Below are 19,904 nucleotides of genomic sequence, written 5' to 3' on the forward strand. Positions count from 1 at the left end.
CAACGACGTGAAATGAATCTCCATGCGGAGGTTCGCCTTCATACTGCAGTGTGATCTCATAGCTGCGATCGGGCGGAATCAACACATAGTCGCCCATGCCTGCCCAATGGCAAAGGTTATCGACCGTATATTGGATCGTGCAAGGTTCCATCCGCCTGTATTCCGTCGCAACGAGGGTTTTTCACCCGATTGTCGATGATTCGCGCGGGTATGTCGAACGACCGGTTGTGGCCGATCACTGCCCGATACGGTCGAAAGAAGTCGACGCCGAAGCGGACATCGCTCGCAGCAAAATGCAGGCACAGTAGGAAGGTTTTCGAAAAAGCAAAAAACGCGCAGATTGATCTGCGCGTTTCGATCCATTGCAACTACAGAATGCTCACGGCCTAAAGCAAGGACGTCAACAGTACAACAGTGGCCTGTAGCATTCAACCCCGGTGATTTACGAACCGAAGTAAATCGACTTCATCCCATCGTTTGCATCCCGACGAATTGAACCCTGGATTTTGTGTCCCAAGCGAGAAACATCGTTACGGAACGAATGCAGATGCTGATGAGTTCCCGACAAAGAATTGACCGGTGCAGCGGCCTCATTCGATTGAGCGAACGACGACACAGCCGGAATAGCGAGAGCAGCGGCCACAACGAGCGATTGAACAAATTTCATGATCCTTACCTCCAGAGTTTGATTTTCCGCAAACACCCGTTTGCATTTCAGTGCTTTCAGTCTAGGCTGGAGGCGGCTTGTGATTAAGCTCTTGCAGAACAATTGACAGTTGTCGGAATAGGTACAAACCCTTAGCGATTCAAAGGCCGCTCGGCGACAACGAAACGCCCCGAAGGCCGCCGCTTGCCAGGGCAGCTGTCGACAACCAGCTTCAGCGAGGGTGAACGGCTCTTCATGGCCGGCTTGAAGCTCGCTTGTGACTTCAAGGCGCGCTCGTCTCCGCGCGCTGCTTGACCGCAGCATTCATCGCCTGAAATTCCCGCTGGGTATCCTCGATAACATCTTTCGTCAATCGTCCAGCAAACAATCCAGAGAAGGACTCCGTTTGCTCAAGACGTGTACCCCCTGAGATGACCGCGAGATGAATGCAATGTGTACCGTCGAAGACGCCGCGAATCCATACACTGCCGCGCCAACATAGGCTTTGCTGCGGACGGAAGAGCAGAACGGTTGGTCTGAACACAATCGAATCCGGTCCGGTGCCAAGCACGATGCGGATTGTTGCTCCTTCCCTGAAGTCACCGTCCACACGCGTGATGAAAGGATTCCACGCAGAATATGCGGCGCCGTTCGATACGATTTTCCAGACATCGGCAGGTGGTCGATCGATAAGGATTTCGGCATGTGCACTACCGTCCTCGTGCAGGACGTAGAGGCCTCCCATAACGGCAACGACGCTGACAACGGTGCCTTTCAGCAGCAATCTACGTAAGTCCATATTTGCCCCGTGATCAGTTGCGACGTTTCCGGTTCGATTTTGGAATCACAGATTGTCGGCGATCTACATAGTGGTGTCGAACAACCGAGATTGGCTGAACCGGGTCTGACAGCCTTCTCAGCCGTCTAGCTCAATGCGATAACGAAGACTTTCAGCGAATCCATAGGCGGCCGTCTTTTTGAACCGTTCGATCAGGAGGCCATTGCATGCTGCGATAACCCGCTGCGAGGCTATATTTACGGGATCAACCGTTAGCTCGACGTAGGACAGGCCTTGAAGCCTCGCTTCGCGCAGCATCAAGTTAAGCGCCTGACTGGCGTAGCCGTTGCCTCTCTTCCACGGCACCACTGAGAAGCCGATATGTCCGAGCACATACGGCGGCAATTCGGCAGTTCCAGCCTGCCAGCGAAATCCGATTGCGCCGCTAACGTCGCCGTCCCAAATCCATCGAACAATGCTTGGCAGACGGGCAACGGTCGATCCGTCGGGCAAAGGAATCGGGCCGCCAGATGCGGTCGGATCATCCAGGCCGTCAACAAATGCCGCCGCGTTCAATTCAATGGCGTGCAACTGTTCGCGCGCAGCCGCCTCCTTACGAACATTGTCAGGTGACCATCCCGCCTCAAGGGCAGAAACGTAGCTTGGCAGCAATGCAGTCGAAGGCCTCAAGAGTTCAATTTCAGTCATCATTTTGTTCGCGCCAGGAGCAATGATTGTCGACAGTCTAAGCGATGGGTCGAGTGTCACAAACTGGCCGTTTGTCGCCTCCGGTGGTTTGCGCAGACTGGTACTCCCTTCACTTGGAAAGGACATCGCCATGGAAGCCATTACCGCCGCCAGCCCAGGCACGGGTGCCTTGGCACAAAGGCAAGCTTACTGAGCAGAAGCCCCCGCTAAAACTGAAAGAGAGCTGGGCGATACGGATTCGTCTGCAACTGGCCGCGAGAACCCGCGACCTTGCGATGTTAACCTAGCCATCGACAGCAAGGCATGAATCCATTACCACTGCAAGGCCGACATCTGCCACAATCGCCGGCTAAGGCTGTATCACGGTCATTCTGAATGGACCTCCGTTCGCAGCCGCATGGGCTACCGCATCGTAGGCATCGACGAGCGGGAATGTCTTGATGTCGAAATGTCCAAGATCCAGCAAGCCGGAGCGGACCAGGCCCACCATGAGCGTCACAGCCTCCGTCGGATACATCCATTTGCCGCGTATTGTGATGTCGTTGCGCATGATCCATGGATACGGCAGGTTGAGCCCTGCGCCGCCGAGCATTCCCACGCCACCCATCAAAATGACGCGACCGTACGGGCGCACGGCCATCAGCGCGGCACGCACGGCCGTGGCGGGTGCCGAAGGCGGCAACAGATCGATTACGCAATCGATCGGACACGGAGCCGCCTGTTGCATTCGTTCCCGGTCCGTCTGCTCATCGCCTGAAAGTTTGACCGGTTGCACACGTTCGCCGAACCGCCGTTTCAGATCGTCGAGCGCTTGTGCATTGCGACCCGGGGCAACCACGCAACGCGCCCCCATAGCGAGCGCGACGGCCACGCAAGCACTGCCGAAATTGCCGGTAGCACCGCTCACGAGCAGCGTCTCGCCCGCCTGCAGCGCGGCCGAAAGCAGCCCCCCATAGGGCACGAGCATGACGTTGAGCGCACACCACCGCCCCGCCTCGTCCGAATCGATCTCACCGATTCGAATCGCGTTCTCGGTCGGCACACGCACCTGTTCAGCGAACGGGCCATCATGAAAGTACCGTTGCAGCCGCAGGCCGCCCTCGCCACGTGAACTCCAGCCCTGTAGCGCAATATCGGGTATCAAGACGTCGTCGCGCGAGCGCACGGTCGGGTCGCAAAACACCCAGTCGCCAGCCTTCAGATGCGTAGCATCAGGGCCGATTGCGCTCACGCGGCCGATCGCGCCGCAGCCGGGCACCATGGGCAGCTCGATCGGATAACGACGCTGACCATTGAACACTTCGTTGGCGTATGGCAGCACCGGCGCGGCGGCGACATCCACGATCACCTCGCCCGTCCCGATTTCCGGGTTCGGTATCTGCGCAATCTCGAGCGGCCGGTCAAGCGAATGCAGGACTGCAGCTTTCATCGTCGTCCTCCTCATAGATGATTTGACGACGTCATTCTGGCGAGCCCAGGATAAACAACAAGGCCTGGTACTATCCTAGGATTTGCGCCTACCCCCCTGCGAGACGAACATGCCAGCAGCGAGACTTAGTGAATTTGGTGATTTCCTGCGCTCGCGCCGGGAGAAACTGGTCCCGGATGCGGGCGTGCCCAGAAGCGGCCGGCGCCGTCGCACGCCGGGTCTGCGGCGGGAAGAAGTTGCCGAACTGGCGGGCATTGGCGTGGACTGGTATGTGCGGCTCGAGCAGGGGCGAGCGGTCAGTCCCTCCGATGCCACTCTCGACGCACTTGCTCGTGCCCTGCGCCTTGGAAAAGCAGAGGCCGCACATCTGCGGACGCTCGCCCGCTGCAATGACCAGGGTACGTTTGCACCGGAGAGCGTTCCGCCGGCGATCGCGCGCATCGTTTCAAGCCTGCCCCTGCCGGCATACGTGACCGGCCGCCGGTGGGACATCCTGACGTGGAACCGGGCGGCCGCGGATCTGTTCGGATTTGATCGCATGGCTGAGGCGGACCACAACATCCTCGTTTATATGTTCATCGAACCGGAAGCGCGGCGGCTGTTCGGATCCGCCTGGGTGAACGAAGCGCGCCGCATGATCGCCCTCTTTCGCACGACGCATGATCTGTTTTCCGCCGACTCGTCGTTCGTAGAGCTAGTGGAACGCCTGCGTTCGCATAGTCCGGATTTTGCGAGGTGGTGGAGCGCGCACGATGTCCGTGGTGGCGCATCCGGACAGAAGGTACTCGCGCATCCTCAGCGTGGCACTCAACGCTACGAATACGCTACGTTTCAGGCAAACGACGATCCGTCGCTGAAACTCTCGATCTACACTCCCGTCTGAGGAGACTTCGTATGTTGGGGGGGACGGTCGACAGGCATTCGGCGATACGCTCAAGCTGGTCAATTTAGAACTGCCGCTTAGGGTCGGCTATGGTAAAGGTCGATGGCCAAGCTCATGGCACGGTGGTTATTTGTCTCACTGCGACCCAAAGCCGTCCTTGGAGAAACGACGAAGCGGACGCTCGCCAATGATGTTTGCTGGAGGACTTTGTTTTTTTCAGCGCGAACAGACAGTAACGGCTTGTACAAAAGCGTCTTGTTGGGCGGGATTCTGAAAAAAGGCTTCGAGACTCGCGTGTTCATCGTTCGCGACTTGCTGAAGACAAAGGTTATTGTTTGCGCGGATGCTTGCCGGCGCATAGGCGACAGCCGTGAGGAACAATGCAATCGCCGCTACCGCAAAGGCGATGCCCGCGGTCCATCGCACTCCAGCCCCCGATCTCCACGATTGTCGCTGCAAACTTCGCGGGGCGGTCGTTCTTTGTGTCGATACGTTTCTCATTGGCCTTCCGATTTAATTAGCAAGACAATCATTTGAGACAAGAATCCGGGCCTCAAGAAAGCGCCTTCCTGATGCCGTGCATGCTGGAGACAGCCGATTCGAACAGTTCCGGCCCAACTTTCGCACGCAGGGCTCTCGCGATCGCCGCACTAGCATCGTTAATTGGCTGGTCGAGCGCCCTTCCTGCACGGGTTGGGTAGACGCACCATTCCCTACCATCCGATTCAGCCTGGCGGCGTTCGACCAATCGTTTTTCAGAAAGATTGTCGATAAGTCGGGTGGCGGTGGGGCGAGCAATGCCTAATGTGTCCGCAACCTGACTACTCAGGCACCCGGGAGATGCAAGCACTACGCGCAGCACAAATCCCTGTGCCGGCGTCAGCCCGAATGGCGCGTACACAGCTGCCCATTCACGCTCAGCGAGGCGCGCGAGTGCCGAAGAATTGAAGTAGAGGCAATGATCGAACATGGGTTCATTAAATCGCAATATGGTTAGCAAGGCAACTAAAATTTAACAAGCTCTCGCAGGATAGTTACGTTGCGATTTGACCGATAGCCCAACGGCCGCTTTCGAGCACGATGCTGATCGGCTGCTCCTGGCCGCACCTTGCCCCACGTGTCGTGCGCGGCCATCGCGCCGGGTGCGCATCTCATACAAAAGGCATAACCCGACCCATTGGAGACAGTCACCAATCTCGAAACCGGTCATTCCCAGACCGGCAGCGATGTTGCCGGCAACTCGATCACCGTCGGTTCCCTTTCTGCGTCGACTACCAGCACAACGTCTTGTCCTACCATGTAGTAGCTGTTCAACCTCTCATAATTTACTTTTCCGAGTTCTCCGTATAGCTCGATCCGTGGACTGTTCTCCTCAACCCACATTTCGCAGCCACGCCACGCCGCGTCCGAGTTATCGAACGCCTGAGGAATGGGTGAGTAGTTCGACGTAACTTCAACGCTTTCGTCGATAAGATAGAAACCAGCTACGCTGTGCTGGAAATTCAGTTGCATTCCGGAAATGCAGATTCGGTCTCGCCACACATGACGGTTCACAGCGACGCTGCGCCCCTTGATCTTTAAATCGAAGCCTGGCCAGTCACCTTTGACGATTTTCCCGAGGGGCTTCCAAGGTCTATACATTCGATCCGCTCTTTCAATGTCCAAGTTACGCAGCAGATCCAAGAAATCCACGAACCTTTAGGTTTCACGCTTTCTCTGTCGCTGTCGAACTAAAAATACGATGAGGATCAGGATCGGTCCGATGCAGGGTTGCCAGATCATGGCGCGGCTCTGACTGGGCGTTATGTACACGATCTTTCCATGGTTATTGTAAGGAATAATATTCCCCGTAGTCACGTTTGGCATCGTTGGCGAGGCCAAGATTTCTCCCCAATCATGGATACCCCAACTGAGGCACGCCGCGAAATACAATACCCACCAGTATCTCAACAGCAGTCGAAGAACCGGATTTCCTCCGTGTGGCATTGTTTTAGCCTCCATTCAGTCTTGGTATCAATCGGAGCTTGGGCGCGATACTTGAGGACAAGAGACCGGTGGCGTCAATCGTCCGCGAACTGCGGGCCGAAATCGAATGACCGAAAGTGGCCGCACTGCGTCCTACGAACGTGCCCTAGAGCACCTCTGCGCGCTTTCCACCGATATGCAAGGCGATCACGCCGACCGCCATCGCGACGAGGGCGCGCGAGAACCAGATCCTAAATGGGCCCGGAAGATCGAAGACGTCGAATGCTTGAATCAGGCTGTAAAGTCCGAAGCAGATCGAGGCGATGCCCAGCGCGAGCAGGAAGACCACAAGCATCTCGGGCGCCAACCGACGACGCACATCATTTACTTCCTCTGGAGCCTTTGCTGTCGCAGATGGCTCGCGACGCGGCTTACAAACCGGCCTCATATACTTAGCTTCCGCAACTGCGGGCCGCGACTGATGGGCGAACCGCTCGTGTCGTCTGTAAGCTTGCCGACTTGAACAAACTGTGCCATGAGGCACAGCACAAAACAGAGAATCATGACGCACCGGAGTGTCGAGAAGAATGCACTCTTCCCTGGCACGACGATGTTCACGACGGCTACCCTGTTGTGGGCGACGACGCCTTGTGCGACAGTGGATCGTGAACCCGGCCCCTGCAGTGCGGCGGGAATCCCTTGGATGAAACGAGTGATGGCAAGCGCGCCAACGAATGCGCAAGCCACATGTAAATAGATCAACCAGGACGGCTGCGAATATTCCGGACTGTCGATTACCAGGTTCAGGCATGCCACGATACCGGCACATGCTGCGCTCAATGCGAACGCCAGCAGCCATGATTTGAATCGCTGGGTCATGAGTTTCGGCTTCAATGAAAGGACGCTGGACTTTAATATCGGCAAACAGTCGAAATTCTTGAGTGATCCACACGCTGCACGCGACGCGTCCGGCCGACGCACGACTAGTGGTTCAATCCTCGGACGTGGAGCGCGCGATCAACAACGCGCGCAAATCTCGCGCAATTCCGACTGGTTGTTAGCAATTTGGACAGCGAAGTCAAACGTCCCAAATTGGCCGATCCCGGAAGCCTAGCTAATGTGCGACCCGTGCGCTGATGATTGCATGCAGCCGGAAAATTGTTTCAGTATGCCGCGGGTGGGATGGGCCTTGCTTTGATAAACTTTTGTCAAATCCTGGGTAAAACCATCCCAAGCAAATTACAGATTGAGAGCTTAGCAATGCCCATAAGCGCTTTACGGATGCATGCCGCCCGAGCGGCAATATGCCTTTCAGGTTTGGTAACAATGCAACCTGCATTGGCCGACAGCGGTTCCTCATATGACGAGTGTTTGCTTGTCGGGTTGCGCGACGCCCGTAGTCAAGTTGCCTCGAACTACATTCAACGGTCATGCTACGCGCTGTATAGAAATAGCGAGATGCTGCTCCCGCGTGAGCAGGCATATCACGAATGCATTCTTCAAAATATGCCTGGAGCGAGAGAGCAGTTCGCGATTATGAGGATCAATGCGGTATGCACGCGGCGAGGGGGGCTTTAAGAAGGTTGGCCGACGGTGGAAACCGGATCGCCAATTCGCGCGGCTAAGCGCAGCTCCGAAGATTGTCGACAATGGACGCGGTCTCGTTGAGTGTCCCTTCATGGCCGGACTGAGCCCGAAGACGACTGGATCATATTGAAACAGGCGATCGGCCCGCAATTTGGTGACAAGCTCTCTGATCACCGCCCGTCCAGCGTCAATTCCGGGTTCCTTAGCGCCCGTCGATCTTCCGTTCGCGCCATAAGCGAAGCAATTCTTCCTGCTCGCCGACACTTCCTTCAAAACTAGGAATGCCATCTGGAATCAGAAACCATGGCTGTTTGCTACGGGTGAATATGTGCGCGATCGGGGAAAATTCGCTTTGGTTTTGCAATGTGCCTGGTCTGAGTATCGCCAGATCGGGCTGATCAACGGGCTCGGCCCAAAGCCGCGTGTCACAGCGCGCGCATGCCTTGCTGCGCCGCTGCCGCCCTCGACCAAAGTCAAAGTCAAAGGTCAGCATGATCGGCTCACCTTCCAGGACATGCAAATCGACTCGACGGACCCACATCACGGGCAGCGCAGCACCGCCTGTTCTTCGCTGACAGGTGGTGCAATGACAAACATAAAAAGTGAGTGGTTCGTGCCGGAGCTCAAACTTGATCTGACCGCAGAGGCAGCTGCCGATGTAGGGTGCGGGCATACAAGGCTCCTAAATGCCGCAGATTTAAAAACGGCAAATTTTGTTAGTTCGGAACATGCGTGAGCCAGCGAGATTTGTAGACTTTCCGCCAGCGATTGTCGAACGGCCGTTCTCGGCCGGGTCCTGCCTCGTGCAGCCGGCATGCACAGCCTATCGCTGTGCGGAGGTGAACTCAAAAGATTCTTCACCGGCCAATGACGCCCAGGCGGCTAGTTCAGAGCCGAGTCGATTGATTGTTGCAGGCTCGAGTTCAACGGCAAACCGAGATCGGGCGCTTACTAGGCGCGTGCCATTTCGTTGATACTCGACCTCAAGTGCTGAATGGCCGACCCCATCAAAGACGAACACGCGCAGAGCCAGCCAACTATAAGAATTCGGAGCGGTTGAGCCATTCTCAAAAACCACTTCATCTATCGATGACCGAGGAAATTCACCCAGAGTACGACCGAACGCTTCTATCGTTTCTGGGTAGCAGTAGAAGGTGATTTCTGCCGCATAGCCCGAGCCCTCGACGAAAAAATCGAAGTTTAAGCATGCCGTCATGATCGCGCCATAGCGGCGTAAGGGTAAGTAGCATTCCAACTCCGAGCTCATCTTTCGAGGATGTTCGAACACCTTTTAGCATAACCGGCAGGGTACCCAAACATCAGGGTTGTTGACGATCTAGCCAGAGACGCCGAATGTCCCTTCATGGCCGACATCAGAAGCTCGACTCTCATCGGACACGATGACTGAACCCACCGCCCGGTTCGAGGACACATGTTGCGTATCGATCGCACGGGTTCAATTTTCCTCGAAAAATCCCCTGAATCGATTCGACGTGAGTCTTCCAGCAGTCGGGAACCAGTTCCCCTGTCGCGCCGTTGTCGCTCTCGGGACCGCCCTGCCTTGGCTCCCCATTACGCGGTCACAGCGAGCATCGACCGACGACACCCGACAGACGCACAAGCACATGCATATTGCGCGCGAGCCTCTTCGTCTACGGCGTTGTCGATTGCCAGCAGATAATCGATGAAAAGCTCTTCGCCTGCGTCGACTGGCCGGAGCGTGTAGATGAAAATCCGTCCCTCATCCTCGATGGTCTCGCAGTTGGGTGCGCACGCATGATTGAGCCAGCGCGCGCTGTTGCCGCCACGGCTGCCGTCGATCACCCGCCCATCCGACAGGCCAAAAAGAAATGTGTGTCCTTCGACGCCTTGATGCTGGTGACGTCGCACCGCATTGCGCCACGAGGTGATTTCACCCTTGTATTCAAGCACCCGTTCGGCCGCCGCGAGCGCGCGCAAGGCGAATACGCCTTTGCCGTGAACTGGAGACCGCCGGACAACTACGCGCCTCATACACTTTCCTTTGCCGATGTCAGCGCCAGTATACGAGTAGCAAATTTCCCCATCCAGTGTGATGGGATGAGCACGCACCTGCCACGATCGGGCGTCGGCGCGTATATCAGAACTGGAGAGTCGAGGTATTTGATCCGCACGCCTCCCGGCGTGACTGACCGCTCACCCGCGAAGACATCCGGCTTCAGAAAAGCTGATTGCCGAGCTCACGCAGGCTGACCCACTTCACCGTGCTCAAGAAGGTCCTGCCTGTGGTGTCGAGCGACTCGATCATCGCGCGTTGCCCGCGGGCTCCCGCGATGACGCGCACGATGCGCGTCCGGTAACGCAGTAACGCACCGATCGTTGGGCACGAGATTTCGCGCCCGGTCCGCGATCGTTTCTTTTCCATACGGCTATCTAGAGAGACATGAAGCGAATCGCAGGGGCCGCGGTACATCGCGGTATCTCGCACTGATGCTACCAGGCCAACTGGCCGAGGTCCAGCCCTTGCCCGATCACTCCGTGCCGCGGCTGCCGCCAGCACCTGTGGCGGCTACCCTGCCGGCAGCCGCGCCATCGGCAGAAATCCGGCGACGGCTTGCGTACGGTCTCAGGCGCCGTTCACCGCATCCTTGAACGCCTTCCCCGCCGTGAACTTCACTGTCTTCGCAGCCGGGATCTGTATCTCGGCGCCAGTCGCCGGATTGCGGCCGACCCGCGCAGCGCGCGCGCCGGTGGAAAACGAACCAAATCCCACCAGTTGCACCGTGCCGCCTTTCGTCACTTCGCCCGTGATCGCCGCGATCACCGCATCGATCGCCTCGCCGGTTGCCGCCTTGCTGCCGCCCGTCTTCGTGGCCACTGCGTCGACCAGTTCCTGCTTGTTCATTGCTTGCTCCTCGTTGTGGTTGTAGATGCCGCCACCCTACCCGATCCGCGCACGCTTGCGCAACCGGCGCGCCCTCCCTGCCGATTCACGACACACGACGCGTGCGTCGGAGCGTGGCCGATACAGGACGCCGCCATGAAGGCGGGGCTGCGCCACTCAGCCATCGACCGGCCGCATCCGCCGGATGGATCCGATAGGCGTCCGGGTGCCGACCACGCCGGAGACTCACCGGCGCGCCAATCCGGTGGGGGTTTGCGCCACGACGCTGGTTGATGGCGCCCCTGACGAACGGCGGCTGTCGTCGGCGCCCTGTCCTCTCCGAGCCTTGGGTCCAGTCGGGCTTCCGTGACGCATCGCGGCCGACAGGGTGTGCGGAGAACGGCTACCCGTTCGGCACGCGGCTCAGCCCGAATTCCGCGGTTTTTGCCGCTCGCGCAAGCAAATCTGTTACTACCGTTGTGCAACGCACCATTTCTCTCTTCGACGTCCCCATGAAGGCGCCGGCGCGTATTCAACGTCAACTAATTCGTTACCACTGCACAGTCGCGTTGCAACTAATTTTGTAACGCTATGCGCGCCAATGGCCGCGACGCGGCTGCGAAATAGCCGAACGGTACGGTAGCTGACTGCTACCGGCCTGTCTCCGTGGGGTCGGGCGCAAACCAGCCTGGCGCCTGCCGATGAAGTCGCGTGATCGGCGGAACCAGCCGCCCGCAGCCAGCAGCCAGCGCAACGTCGGACTGGGTGCCGCAAGCCGTCGGTAGGAGTCGCCAGCCAATTCGTATGTCCAAGGTTTCGTCCGCCCACGCTCGATGTCCGGTCTTCGGCGAGGAGATCGCAGGCGGCATTGCCTCTGCCCGGCCATGAGCCGCCGTTCGAGGTCGCCATTCAATTTGAATCGCCAAGGTCTCGTCCGCCCCTGCTCAACGGCCGTTTCCAGCGAGCAAATTGCCGGTGGCATCGCCTCAACCCGGCCACAAGCCGCCGTTCACATTCGGCGTCGCTCGGCGTTCAAAGGTCGGCTACAACTGTCACCGGCCATCCAACCAAAAAGGATTAACGCTCGGTCATCGTTGACGTTGAGACCGGCTTGGTTCCACGCCAGCCATGTAGAGCATTGCTGGCGGTGACGGCACCACACCGCAAAACGGCAGCTTTCTGCATCGGCGAACTCACACTTCCAACCTCTTGCAGCCCCTCGTTCGCGGGCGATGATGGCCGGCTTTGCAGCAGGTTGCGGCCGCGCTCTCTGAGAGTGAACCGTCTCGTTGTGCGGGGCAGCTAGCGTCGCTTGGCGGCATCCCGCCAACATCTACCACAGAAGCCGGCCAGCTGACTTGCATCAAAGCCGACGCAGCCAACGCTTCGGGTTTGAACGTGTACGACGAAGACGGCCGGCTGCCGGAGCTCCGGCAAAAACTGCGCGCGCGGCCTTGGCACGTGCGCGACCATTACGCACGGCCGCGGACCGTAGTTGCGAGACCTGACTATCCTGCAGACGGTTCATTTCCGGCCTCGACCATGGCAACGCATTACGCGATTCCGGAACCGGTCTGTCGAAAATTTCAAGCAACAGGTTGATCGCAACCTCCAAGCGAGCGCGAGACTTCTTTGCATCCGAAGGAAGTTCATCTTTGATTGCACAGATGCAGCCCGGCTCAGCCCCAATTTGAGCCGTTGCAAAACGGTAGCCTCGACGTGGCACCGTAATAATGAGGCTGCGGTCTGGGCCGAGCTTCTTACGTATGGCACAGAGATGAACGTCGAGGTTGTTATCTTCGACCACCCGCCCTTTCCATGCAGCTGTCAACAACTCATCCCGCGTGACAAGCCGTCCGCCAGCGGCGACGATACAGATAAGGATGTCGAATGCTCGCACCCCTAGTTTCATGTCTTCGCCTTCATGCATCAGGCGACGTTTTTCGACGTCTATGTGAAAACGGCCAACTTTCATGATTTTGGGAAGCCCGGTCTGAAATATGATTACAGGTAGGGGCGCCGAGCTGCCGCAAAATAGTGTGTCTGCGCAATGCGAGATTGCGCGCAGCGCAACAGAAATCGGAGAATCGCACTTCCAGACGTCAACTGGACGCGGGTCTCAAGGTGGTGGTGCGAGCCCAAGGGTATTACCAGAAACCGTCAACGTCGAGGCAGGAAAAGGTCCCTCGCTGTCGATCGCAACCTCGCGAGATTCGGGGTGTATGCAGGTCGTATAGTCGATAAACGGCCATCAAGCGTCGTTCGATGGCGCCGGACCTCGGACATTGAGATGTCCGGTTCCGCGCTGGAAGCGGTCGCCCTGAGAACGGCACACCTGGCCTGACCGCGCCGAGGGGACGCTGCGGAGCTCCAGCGCAGAAAACCTTTCGGTTTCCAAACGTGCCCATTTCCCCCTACGATACGCACTGGTAGCGATTACAGACATATCGGGACCCTCGCACCGGTCCATCAGGGAGGGGCAAGGACATGGAAGATTTTCAAATAGTCGATCACATCACGGACGGCGTCATGGCGCTCGACCGGGAGTGGAAGTTTCGGAATATCAACCGGACCGCTGCACGGCTGCTAAAGCGTCGGTCCGAGGACCTTCTGGGTCGCGAGATCTGGGCCGAATACCCGGATCTCATCGGGTCGAGCTACGAAGCAGCCTATCGGCAGGCGGCCGCGACCGGTATGCCGAGCACCGCAACTGACTTTTACTCGCCGCTCGGTACCTGGTTTGAAGTGCGGGCGTTCCCATGCGACGACGGTGTCATCGTGCTGGTTCGCGATGTCACCGAAGCGCGCGCGATCTCCGAACGCTTGTCGCGTCAAGCCACGCATGATGAACTGACTGGCCTCATCAACCGCCGGGAATTGCTGCTGCGTCTGAACCGTCTCGTCGATGAAGGCGGGGCCGCTTCCGTCGATCTGCTCTTCATCGACCTTGACCGCTTCAAGGATATCAACGACTCGTTTGGCCACGCGGCGGGTGATAAAGTGCTGCGTCTCATAGGCGAGCGTCTTCTCGACATGTTTCCCGAAGGCCCGCATGTTTCGCGCATCGGCGGTGATGAGTTCGTAATTTGCCTCGTCGATGCGCCAGAGGGCGAGGCCGCGCGCGTCGCAGGCGAAGTCACACTACGCATGCGCGAGCCAATTCAGACGCCGTGCGTGCGGGCCTCGGTGGGCGCGAGCATCGGCGTGGCGCGCTACCCCATCTCGGCATCGAATGCGGGCGAGCTGCTGCGTAATGCGGACATCGCGATGTATCACGCGAAGCGCGCAGGCGGTTCGCATGTGTGGTCGTTTGGCAAGGAGGATGCGCAGCGCCTCGGGCATCGCCGGCGACTACGCGCGGATCTGGAGAGAGCGAGCGCCGCGCGCCAGTTCGAACTGCACTACCAGCCACAACTGGACCTGCATGCTGGCCACGTCTACGGAGCCGAGGCGCTTCTGCGATGGAATCATCCGCAACTGGGGCTCCTCACGCCTGCCGACTTTCTCGACGTGCTGCTTGAATCGCCGGCCTACGAGGCGACGGGCGACTGGCTAATTCGTCTTGCGTTCCGCCAGGCGGCGAAATGGCAGGCGACGAACCGCATGCCGTTCAAGGTCGCCGTCAATCTCTCGGCCACGACGATCCAGAACTGTGATCTCGTCGCACTGGTTTCGGAGGCCGCCGAGGCGGCCGGCGTATGCACTTCCGCCCTCGACATCGAGGTGACGGAGACTGTCGTCATGAGCGACTTCGCCGCCGCATCGCGCGCGCTTTCAGCTGTACGAAGGCTCGGCGTGACTGTCTCGCTCGACGATTTCGGCACCGGCTACTCCAGCCTCTCATACCTCACACGGTTGCCAGTTGATCGCATCAAGATCGACAAGTCGTTCGTGCAGGAGCTCACTCTTAAGGAGACCTGTCACCAGGCACGTGCGATGGTCGAAGCGATGGTGGCGCTCGCGCGCGCGCTGGGCATGAGAACGGTCGCGGAAGGCATCGAGACCGAAACGCAATTCGCCCTAGTCAAAGAGCTCGGTTGCGATGCCGTGCAGGGATATTTTATTGGCAGGCCGGTATCGGCAGCGCGCATCGAACCTTACGCCGAGCCACGGTTCGGGGCGGCTGGAGCTTCGTCATTGCACAACGCAGGAAGCGGACCGCGCTAGCGGTCAACGCGCAGCCCGTCGGCGGATTCGTTAGCGATGTCATCTAGCCTCCCGTTCGCAAGCAACAATCGAAAGGGTGAGACAACGCGAACCCGCCCAGGATGGCGACCCGCCGCGCGAACGCAGGGCCGCCCACGAGGGCAAACCGGACTGCGATGACTCCGCGCTACTCACAGGATCAACCTCCAGCACGCGACGTCATCAGTGCGGCCGAGAATGATCGTTTGTGAACGTGGAAGCGACCTCCTCGGACAACATAGGACGGTCGGCCGCTGTGGGTCGGAAGTACTCACCGGCGACTGGCCGCTTCCGGGAAGCGGATTTTCAGTGGCCGCTTTCCGGCGTCGAATTTGACGAGCGGATTGACGCAACCCGACCCAGTTCGGCCGTTCGACCCGATGTCGCCAAACGGCAGCTTCCAAGCTACAGCAGCCGTCCGCGTGGTCCAAGCCGGCCGCTGAGCGGTGAAATGCCGGAGATCGATCTCGTCGTAGGGCACAGCCCGAGCAACGCCGCACCAACGCTTCAACTGTTACTGTCCCGGCTCGATGAATGAAATCGAGGATTGCCGGCCGCACCAAACAGTAATCTGCGCCGATTCCCAGGCGCAAGCGCATGCCAAAGCGTGCAATCCTTAGTCGACGCCGATTCCGTATTGTGGCGATACAGTGACACACGTTCGCGAACAATCCGAGTCGAGCCACTACGTCAAGGTGTCCCCACCTCGGTCCTGCGATCTGCTCAATCACTTGCCGAACAAGTCGTTACGCTGCGGCCTGGCGCCGCCCCGCTGCCAGCAATTCCGGCGCGAACTCTGGCGCCAGGCATTCCTCGACAAACGCAGCGAACTGCCTCGCCTTGCTACTTGCCATGCGGCCCGTTGGATAGAGGGCCGACAACGGAATGGAAGGTAACATCCAGTCGTCCAGTACCGATATGACTTCACCGGAGCAGAGCTCCGGCGAGAATGCCCACTCGGACGCTACTGCAAGCCCCATGTTCGAGAACACGGCGGCTCGAAGTCCTTCAGTGGCCGATATTGCGACACGGCCCTCAAGCTTGACCGATTGCTCGATAGTGTCTTTGCGGAAAGTCCAGTGCTCGCCGCCTCCTAAGTCGCGCGAGTAAATGACAGCCCGATGGGAAAGAAGATCCGATGGGCTCTCGGGTGTCCCGTGCTGCGCAAAATACGCAGGAGTAGCCAGGACCCGGCGCCTTGCTTCGCCAATACGCCTCGCCGTCATGTTGGAGTCCGCCAGATCACCCATGCGCAGCGCAAGGTCGATCCCTTCCTCCACAAGGTCGATGTTCCGATCGTCGAGCACCAGTTCGAGATCGAGTTCCGGATGCTTTTCCAAAAACTCCGGCAAACGAGGAACGATGTGAAGCCTTGCGAAACAGACCGCCGCCGATACACGAAGTTTGCCGGTGAGCCCCGCGGCCGTACCACGCGCGGCGAGCACTGCTTCATCGGCCTCTTCAACCGCGCGCTTCGCTCGAAGATAAAAACTCTGCCCTGCTTCCGTAGGGGTTAGGGAACGCGTCGAACGGAGCAGCAGCTTGACTCCGAGCCATTCTTCAAGCTGGGCGACTGCCTTCGACACTGCCGGTTGGCCGATGTCGAAGTGCCTTCCCGCCGCCGAGAACGAACCTGTATCGACGACGCGAATGTAGATTTCGATCGCAGCGAGGCGGTCCATCGAGACTCTCCCGTGGTATGGACGCTAGGTCCTATCTTTGTCGCGGCGCATTTTAGAGCATCCATGAGCACTTGAGTCCCTTCCGGGACTGGATGCCTAAGGCCGCCGAAACGATAGGTTACCTCACGCTGAGTAAGCCCGTATTTCGGGCATGTAAACTACACCCGAAGCGCGATTGGCGGTTTTCGAACGATATTCCGATGCCGCATGGGTGCCGATCACGCGGAAATCAGGTTCATCGAGTTCGTCCCCGTCGACTCCACGTACTTCGAAGGAGGCTGTGTCTACTCAAACGTCGCGTCCGAGGCGCCATTTTCCGGCCAGCTGTCTGGCCGTGCGCTCGCGCGCCAGGGAGCGGTCCTGCAAAGCCTGCAGCGCGCCTACCAGTGCTTCGTTGCCCATGTGATGCCGATAGTCAGCATCGATGTGAGCGAGCACGATCATGCCTTCCTGGTCGACCAGGTAGGTCGCTGGAATCGGCACCAGAAAACTGTCCGACTTTCGGGTTTTCGGGGGAACGTAACCGAGCTCCAGATACCTCGACCTGAGTTCAGGGGGCAGCTCAAACGCGAGGCCAAACGAGCGAGCCACCTTCATGTCCACGTCTATCAGTTCGGGGATCGGAAGTGACTTGCCAGACGAGGAAAGCTGGCTGGACGGGGCGATCGCAAAAGCGGCCGCACCCGCTGCGACAATACGGTCAAACGTCGCGGCGAGCTGCGCCAGACTTTCCTCTCCGAAGGTACACCAGGCACCACGAAAAAAACTCAGAACGACGGGGCCTGTACCAAGCAACTGGTCGAGAGAGATATGGTTGCCGCGGGTGTCAGGCAGTTCGAACGCCGGCACGCGGGCACCGGCGCGTAGGGCACCCGACACGGCCCCCGCGGCCGCGGCCATTGCAACTTCGGCTGCACGGTCAGCCTCGGACTTCGACACGGAATAAACTCGGCTCATGTCCAATTCTCGTTAGCTTGCGTCAACAACGCCCCAGGGGTTAGGTTCGCCGCGCCCTGTGCGACACCGCAGGGCGCGGCCCACCTCATACCACCGCTGCGGCGACTTCAACCTGCGCGGACCGCGCCACCTGTTCGTCGTACGTGGGGAAGTCCGAATAGTTCTTTTCGTCACCTCCCCAGAATGCTGCCCGGACGTACGGCGTCAAAGGCAGGTTGTGTTCCAGCCGGTAAGGCAGATCGGGATTCGACGAGAAGTGACGCCCGAAAGCGATGAGATCGGCATCTCCCTTCTCTACCGTCGCAATTGCGCCCTCGCGATCGAAGCCACCGGCGGCGATGATCGGACCGGAGAAGTGCGGTCGCAGGTACGATGCAGCAACGACAGGATGGGCCTCATGCAAGGTATCGTCGCCCTTGATACGCGGTTCGATCACGTGCAGGTACGCGATCTTGTAGCTGTCTAGCACCTTCGCCACGTAGCTAAACGTCGCTTGAGGATCTCTGTCCGAGATTCCGCCCCACTCACCCGACGGCGAGATACGCACGCCGACACGGTCGGCGCCAAACACCGAAATCAGCGCTTCCAGTGCTTCACGCATGAAGCGCACGCGATTCTCAACTGGGCCGCCATAAGCGTCCGTTCGCTTGTTCGTGCCGTCCTGAATAAACTGGTCGACGAGATAGCCGTTCGCGGCGTGCAACTCGACACCGTCGAAACCGGCCCTTTTCGCACGCTCTGCAGCGACGCGGAAGTCTTCGATGATGCCAGGGATCTCCTCGATTTCCAGCGCGCGATGCGGGGACGCAGGCACAAACCCATCCTTCGTCAGCGCCACCCCCTCGAACGGCACCACTGACGGTGCGACCGGATGGGCACCACCCGTCACATCGAGGTGGCTCTGGCGCCCTCCGTGGATCAGTTGCAGAAACGCATATCCACCCTTTGCATGTACGGCGTCCGCGATGGCCTTCCAGCCTTCCTGCTGCCCGTCATGATAGATGCTTGCTGCTCCGAGGTACGAACGCGCCTGGACGGAAACACTCGCTGCCTCGATCACCAGCAGCCCACCTTTCGATGCGCGCTGGCCGTAGAAATCCGCCATCATCGGACTCGGAATATCGCCGGGCTGGACCGTGCGCACGCGCGTCATCGGCGCGAGGGCAACTCGATGAGTAAGGTCGAATGCACCGACTTTCGCTGATGTGAAAAGCTTTGTCATGATACCGCCTTTGAATGTCTGGGAAACGCCGGGAAGCTCCGGCATGCATGCTTCGTTGAGTGGAAATGTAGAGGTTCAATCTGAGGTCAGATAGCCATCAGGCGGGATAGGGTCTATTCCGAAACTGGATGAATCCCGCCGAACGCGGCCCCCGAACCTGTCTGAATCGGGCCGCACCTAACGCGCTAGGCAGCCGCCGTCGATCATGACGGTCTGCCCATTGAAGAACGCGGCACGATCGCTGCCCAGGAACACAATCGCGTCGGCAATCTCGTCAACAGTGCCTGCGCGAGAGCAGGCACTGTCTGCACAAAACCCTGTTTGACGTCGCTGTCACGCCCGACGAATCGCTCCATCATGTCTGGCTGCACAGGTCCAGGAGCGATGGAGTTCACGCGCACTCCCAGGTGAGCGACCTCAAGCGCGGCAGATTTGGTAAGGCCGTCAATCGCATGTTTGCTAGCGGCATATATCGAGGCGTTTGCAAAGCCCACCTTAGCCGCAATCGACGAAATGTTGATAACGCTTCCCGACTTCTGTACCGACATCACGGGCAATTCGTACCTGAGGCTCGTTAGAGTGCCGAGCACATTGGCATCGAAAGTCCGGTGAAAGTTTTCAACAGTCTGCTCCGGGATTTGGCCCAAGCTCTCCCTCTGGTCAGCATTATTGACTGCGACATCCAGCCTCCCGAAATGCTCCAACGTCCTCTCTACGAGTGCCCGACCTGGTTTTCCTCGCGGACGTCCGCCCTGACGAATTGCGCATTGGCTCCCCCTCACGCAGTTGCGCCTCCAGCAATTGGCCATTGGACTCGCTGCGCCCGGACACGATAATGCCGGCACCTGTTTTCGCATAGGCAAATGCCGTTGCGCGGCCAATGCCAGTTAACGCACCAGTCATAAGAACAATCTGTGCGGACATGATGTTTTCTCGATGAGTTTCGCCTCTAAACGACGGATGTCGCCGCAACGAAGCAATCGGTAGAAAAATACGGGA

22 protein-coding genes and 2 pseudogenes are annotated in these 19,904 nt (G+C 58.6%); 4 read left to right on the plus strand and 20 right to left on the minus strand.

Annotated elements, in window-relative coordinates; genetic code table 11:
- Window positions 1–442 precede the first annotated feature (442 nt).
- The 3 genes from AC57B1_RS22770 to AC57B1_RS22780 form a co-directional block, all read right to left on the minus strand.
- Entirely contained in the window at window positions 443–667 is a 225-nt protein-coding gene (locus AC57B1_RS22770; RefSeq protein WP_496418747.1) for a hypothetical protein, read from the minus strand.
- Between the two features lie 262 nt (window positions 668–929).
- Complete coding sequence (locus AC57B1_RS22775) at window positions 930–1,430, minus strand: SRPBCC family protein (RefSeq protein ID WP_496418748.1); 501 nt, start codon at window positions 1,428–1,430, stop codon at window positions 930–932.
- 132 nt (window positions 1,431–1,562) lie between these two features.
- Complete coding sequence (locus AC57B1_RS22780) at window positions 1,563–2,273, minus strand: GNAT family N-acetyltransferase (protein WP_496418749.1); 711 nt, start codon at window positions 2,271–2,273, stop codon at window positions 1,563–1,565.
- Between AC57B1_RS22780 and AC57B1_RS22785 the strand changes: the two are divergent.
- Window positions 2,246–2,433 (plus strand): annotated as a pseudogene (locus tag AC57B1_RS22785) (hypothetical protein); the annotation flags it as partial. The gene AC57B1_RS22780 and the pseudogene AC57B1_RS22785 overlap by 28 nt on opposite strands.
- A gap of 48 nt (window positions 2,434–2,481) precedes the next feature.
- On the opposite strand, the gene AC57B1_RS22790 reads toward AC57B1_RS22785, so the two are convergent.
- Window positions 2,482–3,561, minus strand: coding sequence for an alcohol dehydrogenase catalytic domain-containing protein (locus AC57B1_RS22790; protein WP_496418750.1), 1,080 nt, complete (start codon window positions 3,559–3,561; stop codon window positions 2,482–2,484).
- Between the two features lie 109 nt (window positions 3,562–3,670).
- Here AC57B1_RS22790 and AC57B1_RS22795 point away from each other — a divergent pair, with 109 nt between their 5' ends.
- Window positions 3,671–4,444, plus strand: a complete 774-nt coding sequence (locus AC57B1_RS22795; RefSeq protein ID WP_408354398.1) for a helix-turn-helix transcriptional regulator — start codon at window positions 3,671–3,673, stop codon at window positions 4,442–4,444.
- Window positions 4,445–4,997: 553 nt separating this feature from the next.
- Here the strand turns inward: AC57B1_RS22795 and AC57B1_RS22800 are convergent.
- From AC57B1_RS22800 to AC57B1_RS22815, 4 genes are all read right to left on the minus strand, one after another.
- Window positions 4,998–5,414, minus strand: a complete 417-nt coding sequence (locus tag AC57B1_RS22800) for a MarR family winged helix-turn-helix transcriptional regulator (protein WP_084167099.1) — start codon at window positions 5,412–5,414, stop codon at window positions 4,998–5,000.
- Between the two features lie 236 nt (window positions 5,415–5,650).
- Window positions 5,651–6,127, minus strand: a complete 477-nt coding sequence (locus AC57B1_RS22805; protein WP_496418751.1) for a hypothetical protein — start codon at window positions 6,125–6,127, stop codon at window positions 5,651–5,653.
- Window positions 6,128–6,575: 448 nt separating this feature from the next.
- A complete protein-coding gene (locus AC57B1_RS22810; protein ID WP_496418752.1) occupies window positions 6,576–6,764 on the minus strand; it encodes a hypothetical protein in 189 nt (62 codons plus the stop codon).
- Between the two features lie 89 nt (window positions 6,765–6,853).
- Window positions 6,854–7,288 (minus strand): hypothetical protein, encoded by a 435-nt coding sequence (locus AC57B1_RS22815; protein ID WP_496418753.1) that lies wholly within the window; start codon window positions 7,286–7,288, stop codon window positions 6,854–6,856.
- Between the two features lie 402 nt (window positions 7,289–7,690).
- On the opposite strand from AC57B1_RS22815, the gene AC57B1_RS22820 reads away from it, so the two are divergent.
- Window positions 7,691–7,987 (plus strand): VF_A0006 family four-cysteine protein, encoded by a 297-nt coding sequence (locus tag AC57B1_RS22820; RefSeq protein WP_496418854.1) that lies wholly within the window; start codon window positions 7,691–7,693, stop codon window positions 7,985–7,987.
- Window positions 7,988–8,198: 211 nt separating this feature from the next.
- Here the strand turns inward: AC57B1_RS22820 and AC57B1_RS22825 are convergent, their stop codons facing one another.
- From AC57B1_RS22825 to AC57B1_RS22850, 6 genes are all read right to left on the minus strand, one after another.
- Window positions 8,199–8,669: a GFA family protein gene (locus tag AC57B1_RS22825; RefSeq protein WP_496418754.1), complete on the minus strand. Its 471-nt coding sequence runs from the start codon at window positions 8,667–8,669 to the stop codon at window positions 8,199–8,201.
- A 150-nt stretch (window positions 8,670–8,819) separates the two neighbouring features.
- Complete coding sequence (locus tag AC57B1_RS22830; RefSeq protein ID WP_496418755.1) at window positions 8,820–9,212, minus strand: hypothetical protein; 393 nt, start codon at window positions 9,210–9,212, stop codon at window positions 8,820–8,822.
- 356 nt (window positions 9,213–9,568) lie between these two features.
- Window positions 9,569–10,009, minus strand: coding sequence for an SET domain-containing protein (locus AC57B1_RS22835; RefSeq protein WP_496418756.1), 441 nt, complete (start codon window positions 10,007–10,009; stop codon window positions 9,569–9,571).
- Between the two features lie 184 nt (window positions 10,010–10,193).
- Window positions 10,194–10,400 carry a hypothetical protein gene (locus tag AC57B1_RS22840; protein WP_496418757.1) on the minus strand — a complete coding sequence of 69 codons (207 nt, stop codon included), beginning with the start codon at window positions 10,398–10,400 and terminating at the stop codon, window positions 10,194–10,196.
- 201 nt (window positions 10,401–10,601) lie between these two features.
- Window positions 10,602–10,880: an HU family DNA-binding protein gene (locus AC57B1_RS22845; RefSeq protein ID WP_496418758.1), complete on the minus strand. Its 279-nt coding sequence runs from the start codon at window positions 10,878–10,880 to the stop codon at window positions 10,602–10,604.
- 1,342 nt (window positions 10,881–12,222) lie between these two features.
- A complete protein-coding gene (locus AC57B1_RS22850) occupies window positions 12,223–12,834 on the minus strand; it encodes a winged helix-turn-helix domain-containing protein (protein ID WP_496418759.1) in 612 nt (203 codons plus the stop codon).
- Between the two features lie 512 nt (window positions 12,835–13,346).
- Between AC57B1_RS22850 and AC57B1_RS22855 the strand changes: the two genes are divergently transcribed.
- Window positions 13,347–15,026 carry a putative bifunctional diguanylate cyclase/phosphodiesterase gene (locus AC57B1_RS22855; protein WP_496418760.1) on the plus strand — a complete coding sequence of 560 codons (1,680 nt, stop codon included), beginning with the start codon at window positions 13,347–13,349 and terminating at the stop codon, window positions 15,024–15,026.
- A 764-nt stretch (window positions 15,027–15,790) separates the two neighbouring features.
- On the opposite strand, the gene AC57B1_RS22860 is transcribed toward AC57B1_RS22855, so the two are convergent.
- The 6 genes and pseudogenes from AC57B1_RS22860 to AC57B1_RS22885 all read right to left on the minus strand — a co-directional run bounded on the left by AC57B1_RS22860 (window position 15,791) and on the right by AC57B1_RS22885 (window position 19,829).
- Window positions 15,791–16,726, minus strand: coding sequence for a LysR family transcriptional regulator (locus AC57B1_RS22860; RefSeq protein ID WP_496418761.1), 936 nt, complete (start codon window positions 16,724–16,726; stop codon window positions 15,791–15,793).
- Window positions 16,727–17,014: 288 nt separating this feature from the next.
- The gene (locus tag AC57B1_RS22865; protein ID WP_496418762.1) at window positions 17,015–17,683 is read right to left on the minus strand and encodes a redoxin domain-containing protein; all 669 of its coding nucleotides are present in this window, start codon (window positions 17,681–17,683) and stop codon (window positions 17,015–17,017) included.
- Between the two features lie 85 nt (window positions 17,684–17,768).
- Window positions 17,769–18,905, minus strand: coding sequence for an alkene reductase (locus AC57B1_RS22870; protein ID WP_496418855.1), 1,137 nt, complete (start codon window positions 18,903–18,905; stop codon window positions 17,769–17,771).
- Window positions 18,906–19,082: 177 nt separating this feature from the next.
- Window positions 19,083–19,160: a hypothetical protein gene (locus AC57B1_RS22875; protein WP_496418856.1), complete on the minus strand. Its 78-nt coding sequence runs from the start codon at window positions 19,158–19,160 to the stop codon at window positions 19,083–19,085.
- Between the two features lie 119 nt (window positions 19,161–19,279).
- Window positions 19,280–19,687 (minus strand): annotated as a pseudogene (locus AC57B1_RS22880) (SDR family NAD(P)-dependent oxidoreductase); the annotation flags it as partial.
- The gene (locus AC57B1_RS22885; protein WP_496418763.1) at window positions 19,572–19,829 is read right to left on the minus strand and encodes an SDR family NAD(P)-dependent oxidoreductase; all 258 of its coding nucleotides are present in this window, start codon (window positions 19,827–19,829) and stop codon (window positions 19,572–19,574) included. The pseudogene AC57B1_RS22880 and the gene AC57B1_RS22885, both read right to left, overlap by 116 nt.
- Window positions 19,830–19,904: the final 75 nt, after the last annotated feature.

Source organism: Paraburkholderia sp. BGA-UO-ETr-F21 (assembly GCF_059567925.1).

Coding starts and splice junctions, on each gene's coding strand:
- AC57B1_RS22835 (WP_496418756.1), bottom strand. CDS start 10,009: ATGAGGCGCGTAGTTGTCCGGCGGTCTCCAGTTCACGGCAAAGGCGTA.
- AC57B1_RS22870 (WP_496418855.1), bottom strand. CDS start 18,905: ATGACAAAGCTTTTCACATCAGCGAAAGTCGGTGCATTCGACCTTACT.
- AC57B1_RS22790 (WP_496418750.1), bottom strand. CDS start 3,561: ATGAAAGCTGCAGTCCTGCATTCGCTTGACCGGCCGCTCGAGATTGCG.
- AC57B1_RS22850 (WP_496418759.1), bottom strand. CDS start 12,834: ATGAAAGTTGGCCGTTTTCACATAGACGTCGAAAAACGTCGCCTGATG.
- AC57B1_RS22825 (WP_496418754.1), bottom strand. CDS start 8,669: ATGCCCGCACCCTACATCGGCAGCTGCCTCTGCGGTCAGATCAAGTTT.
- AC57B1_RS22780 (WP_496418749.1), bottom strand. CDS start 2,273: ATGGCTTCCATGGCGATGTCCTTTCCAAGTGAAGGGAGTACCAGTCTG.
- AC57B1_RS22770 (WP_496418747.1), bottom strand. CDS start 667: ATGAAATTTGTTCAATCGCTCGTTGTGGCCGCTGCTCTCGCTATTCCG.
- AC57B1_RS22865 (WP_496418762.1), bottom strand. CDS start 17,683: ATGAGCCGAGTTTATTCCGTGTCGAAGTCCGAGGCTGACCGTGCAGCC.
- AC57B1_RS22830 (WP_496418755.1), bottom strand. CDS start 9,212: ATGACGGCATGCTTAAACTTCGATTTTTTCGTCGAGGGCTCGGGCTAT.
- AC57B1_RS22845 (WP_496418758.1), bottom strand. CDS start 10,880: ATGAACAAGCAGGAACTGGTCGACGCAGTGGCCACGAAGACGGGCGGC.
- AC57B1_RS22860 (WP_496418761.1), bottom strand. CDS start 16,726: ATGGACCGCCTCGCTGCGATCGAAATCTACATTCGCGTCGTCGATACA.
- AC57B1_RS22855 (WP_496418760.1), top strand. CDS start 13,347: ATGGAAGATTTTCAAATAGTCGATCACATCACGGACGGCGTCATGGCG.
- AC57B1_RS22820 (WP_496418854.1), top strand. CDS start 7,691: ATGCATGCCGCCCGAGCGGCAATATGCCTTTCAGGTTTGGTAACAATG.
- AC57B1_RS22815 (WP_496418753.1), bottom strand. CDS start 7,288: ATGACCCAGCGATTCAAATCATGGCTGCTGGCGTTCGCATTGAGCGCA.
- AC57B1_RS22840 (WP_496418757.1), bottom strand. CDS start 10,400: ATGGAAAAGAAACGATCGCGGACCGGGCGCGAAATCTCGTGCCCAACG.
- AC57B1_RS22795 (WP_408354398.1), top strand. CDS start 3,671: ATGCCAGCAGCGAGACTTAGTGAATTTGGTGATTTCCTGCGCTCGCGC.
- AC57B1_RS22800 (WP_084167099.1), bottom strand. CDS start 5,414: ATGTTCGATCATTGCCTCTACTTCAATTCTTCGGCACTCGCGCGCCTC.
- AC57B1_RS22885 (WP_496418763.1), bottom strand. CDS start 19,829: ATGTCCGCACAGATTGTTCTTATGACTGGTGCGTTAACTGGCATTGGC.
- AC57B1_RS22810 (WP_496418752.1), bottom strand. CDS start 6,764: ATGCTTGTGGTCTTCCTGCTCGCGCTGGGCATCGCCTCGATCTGCTTC.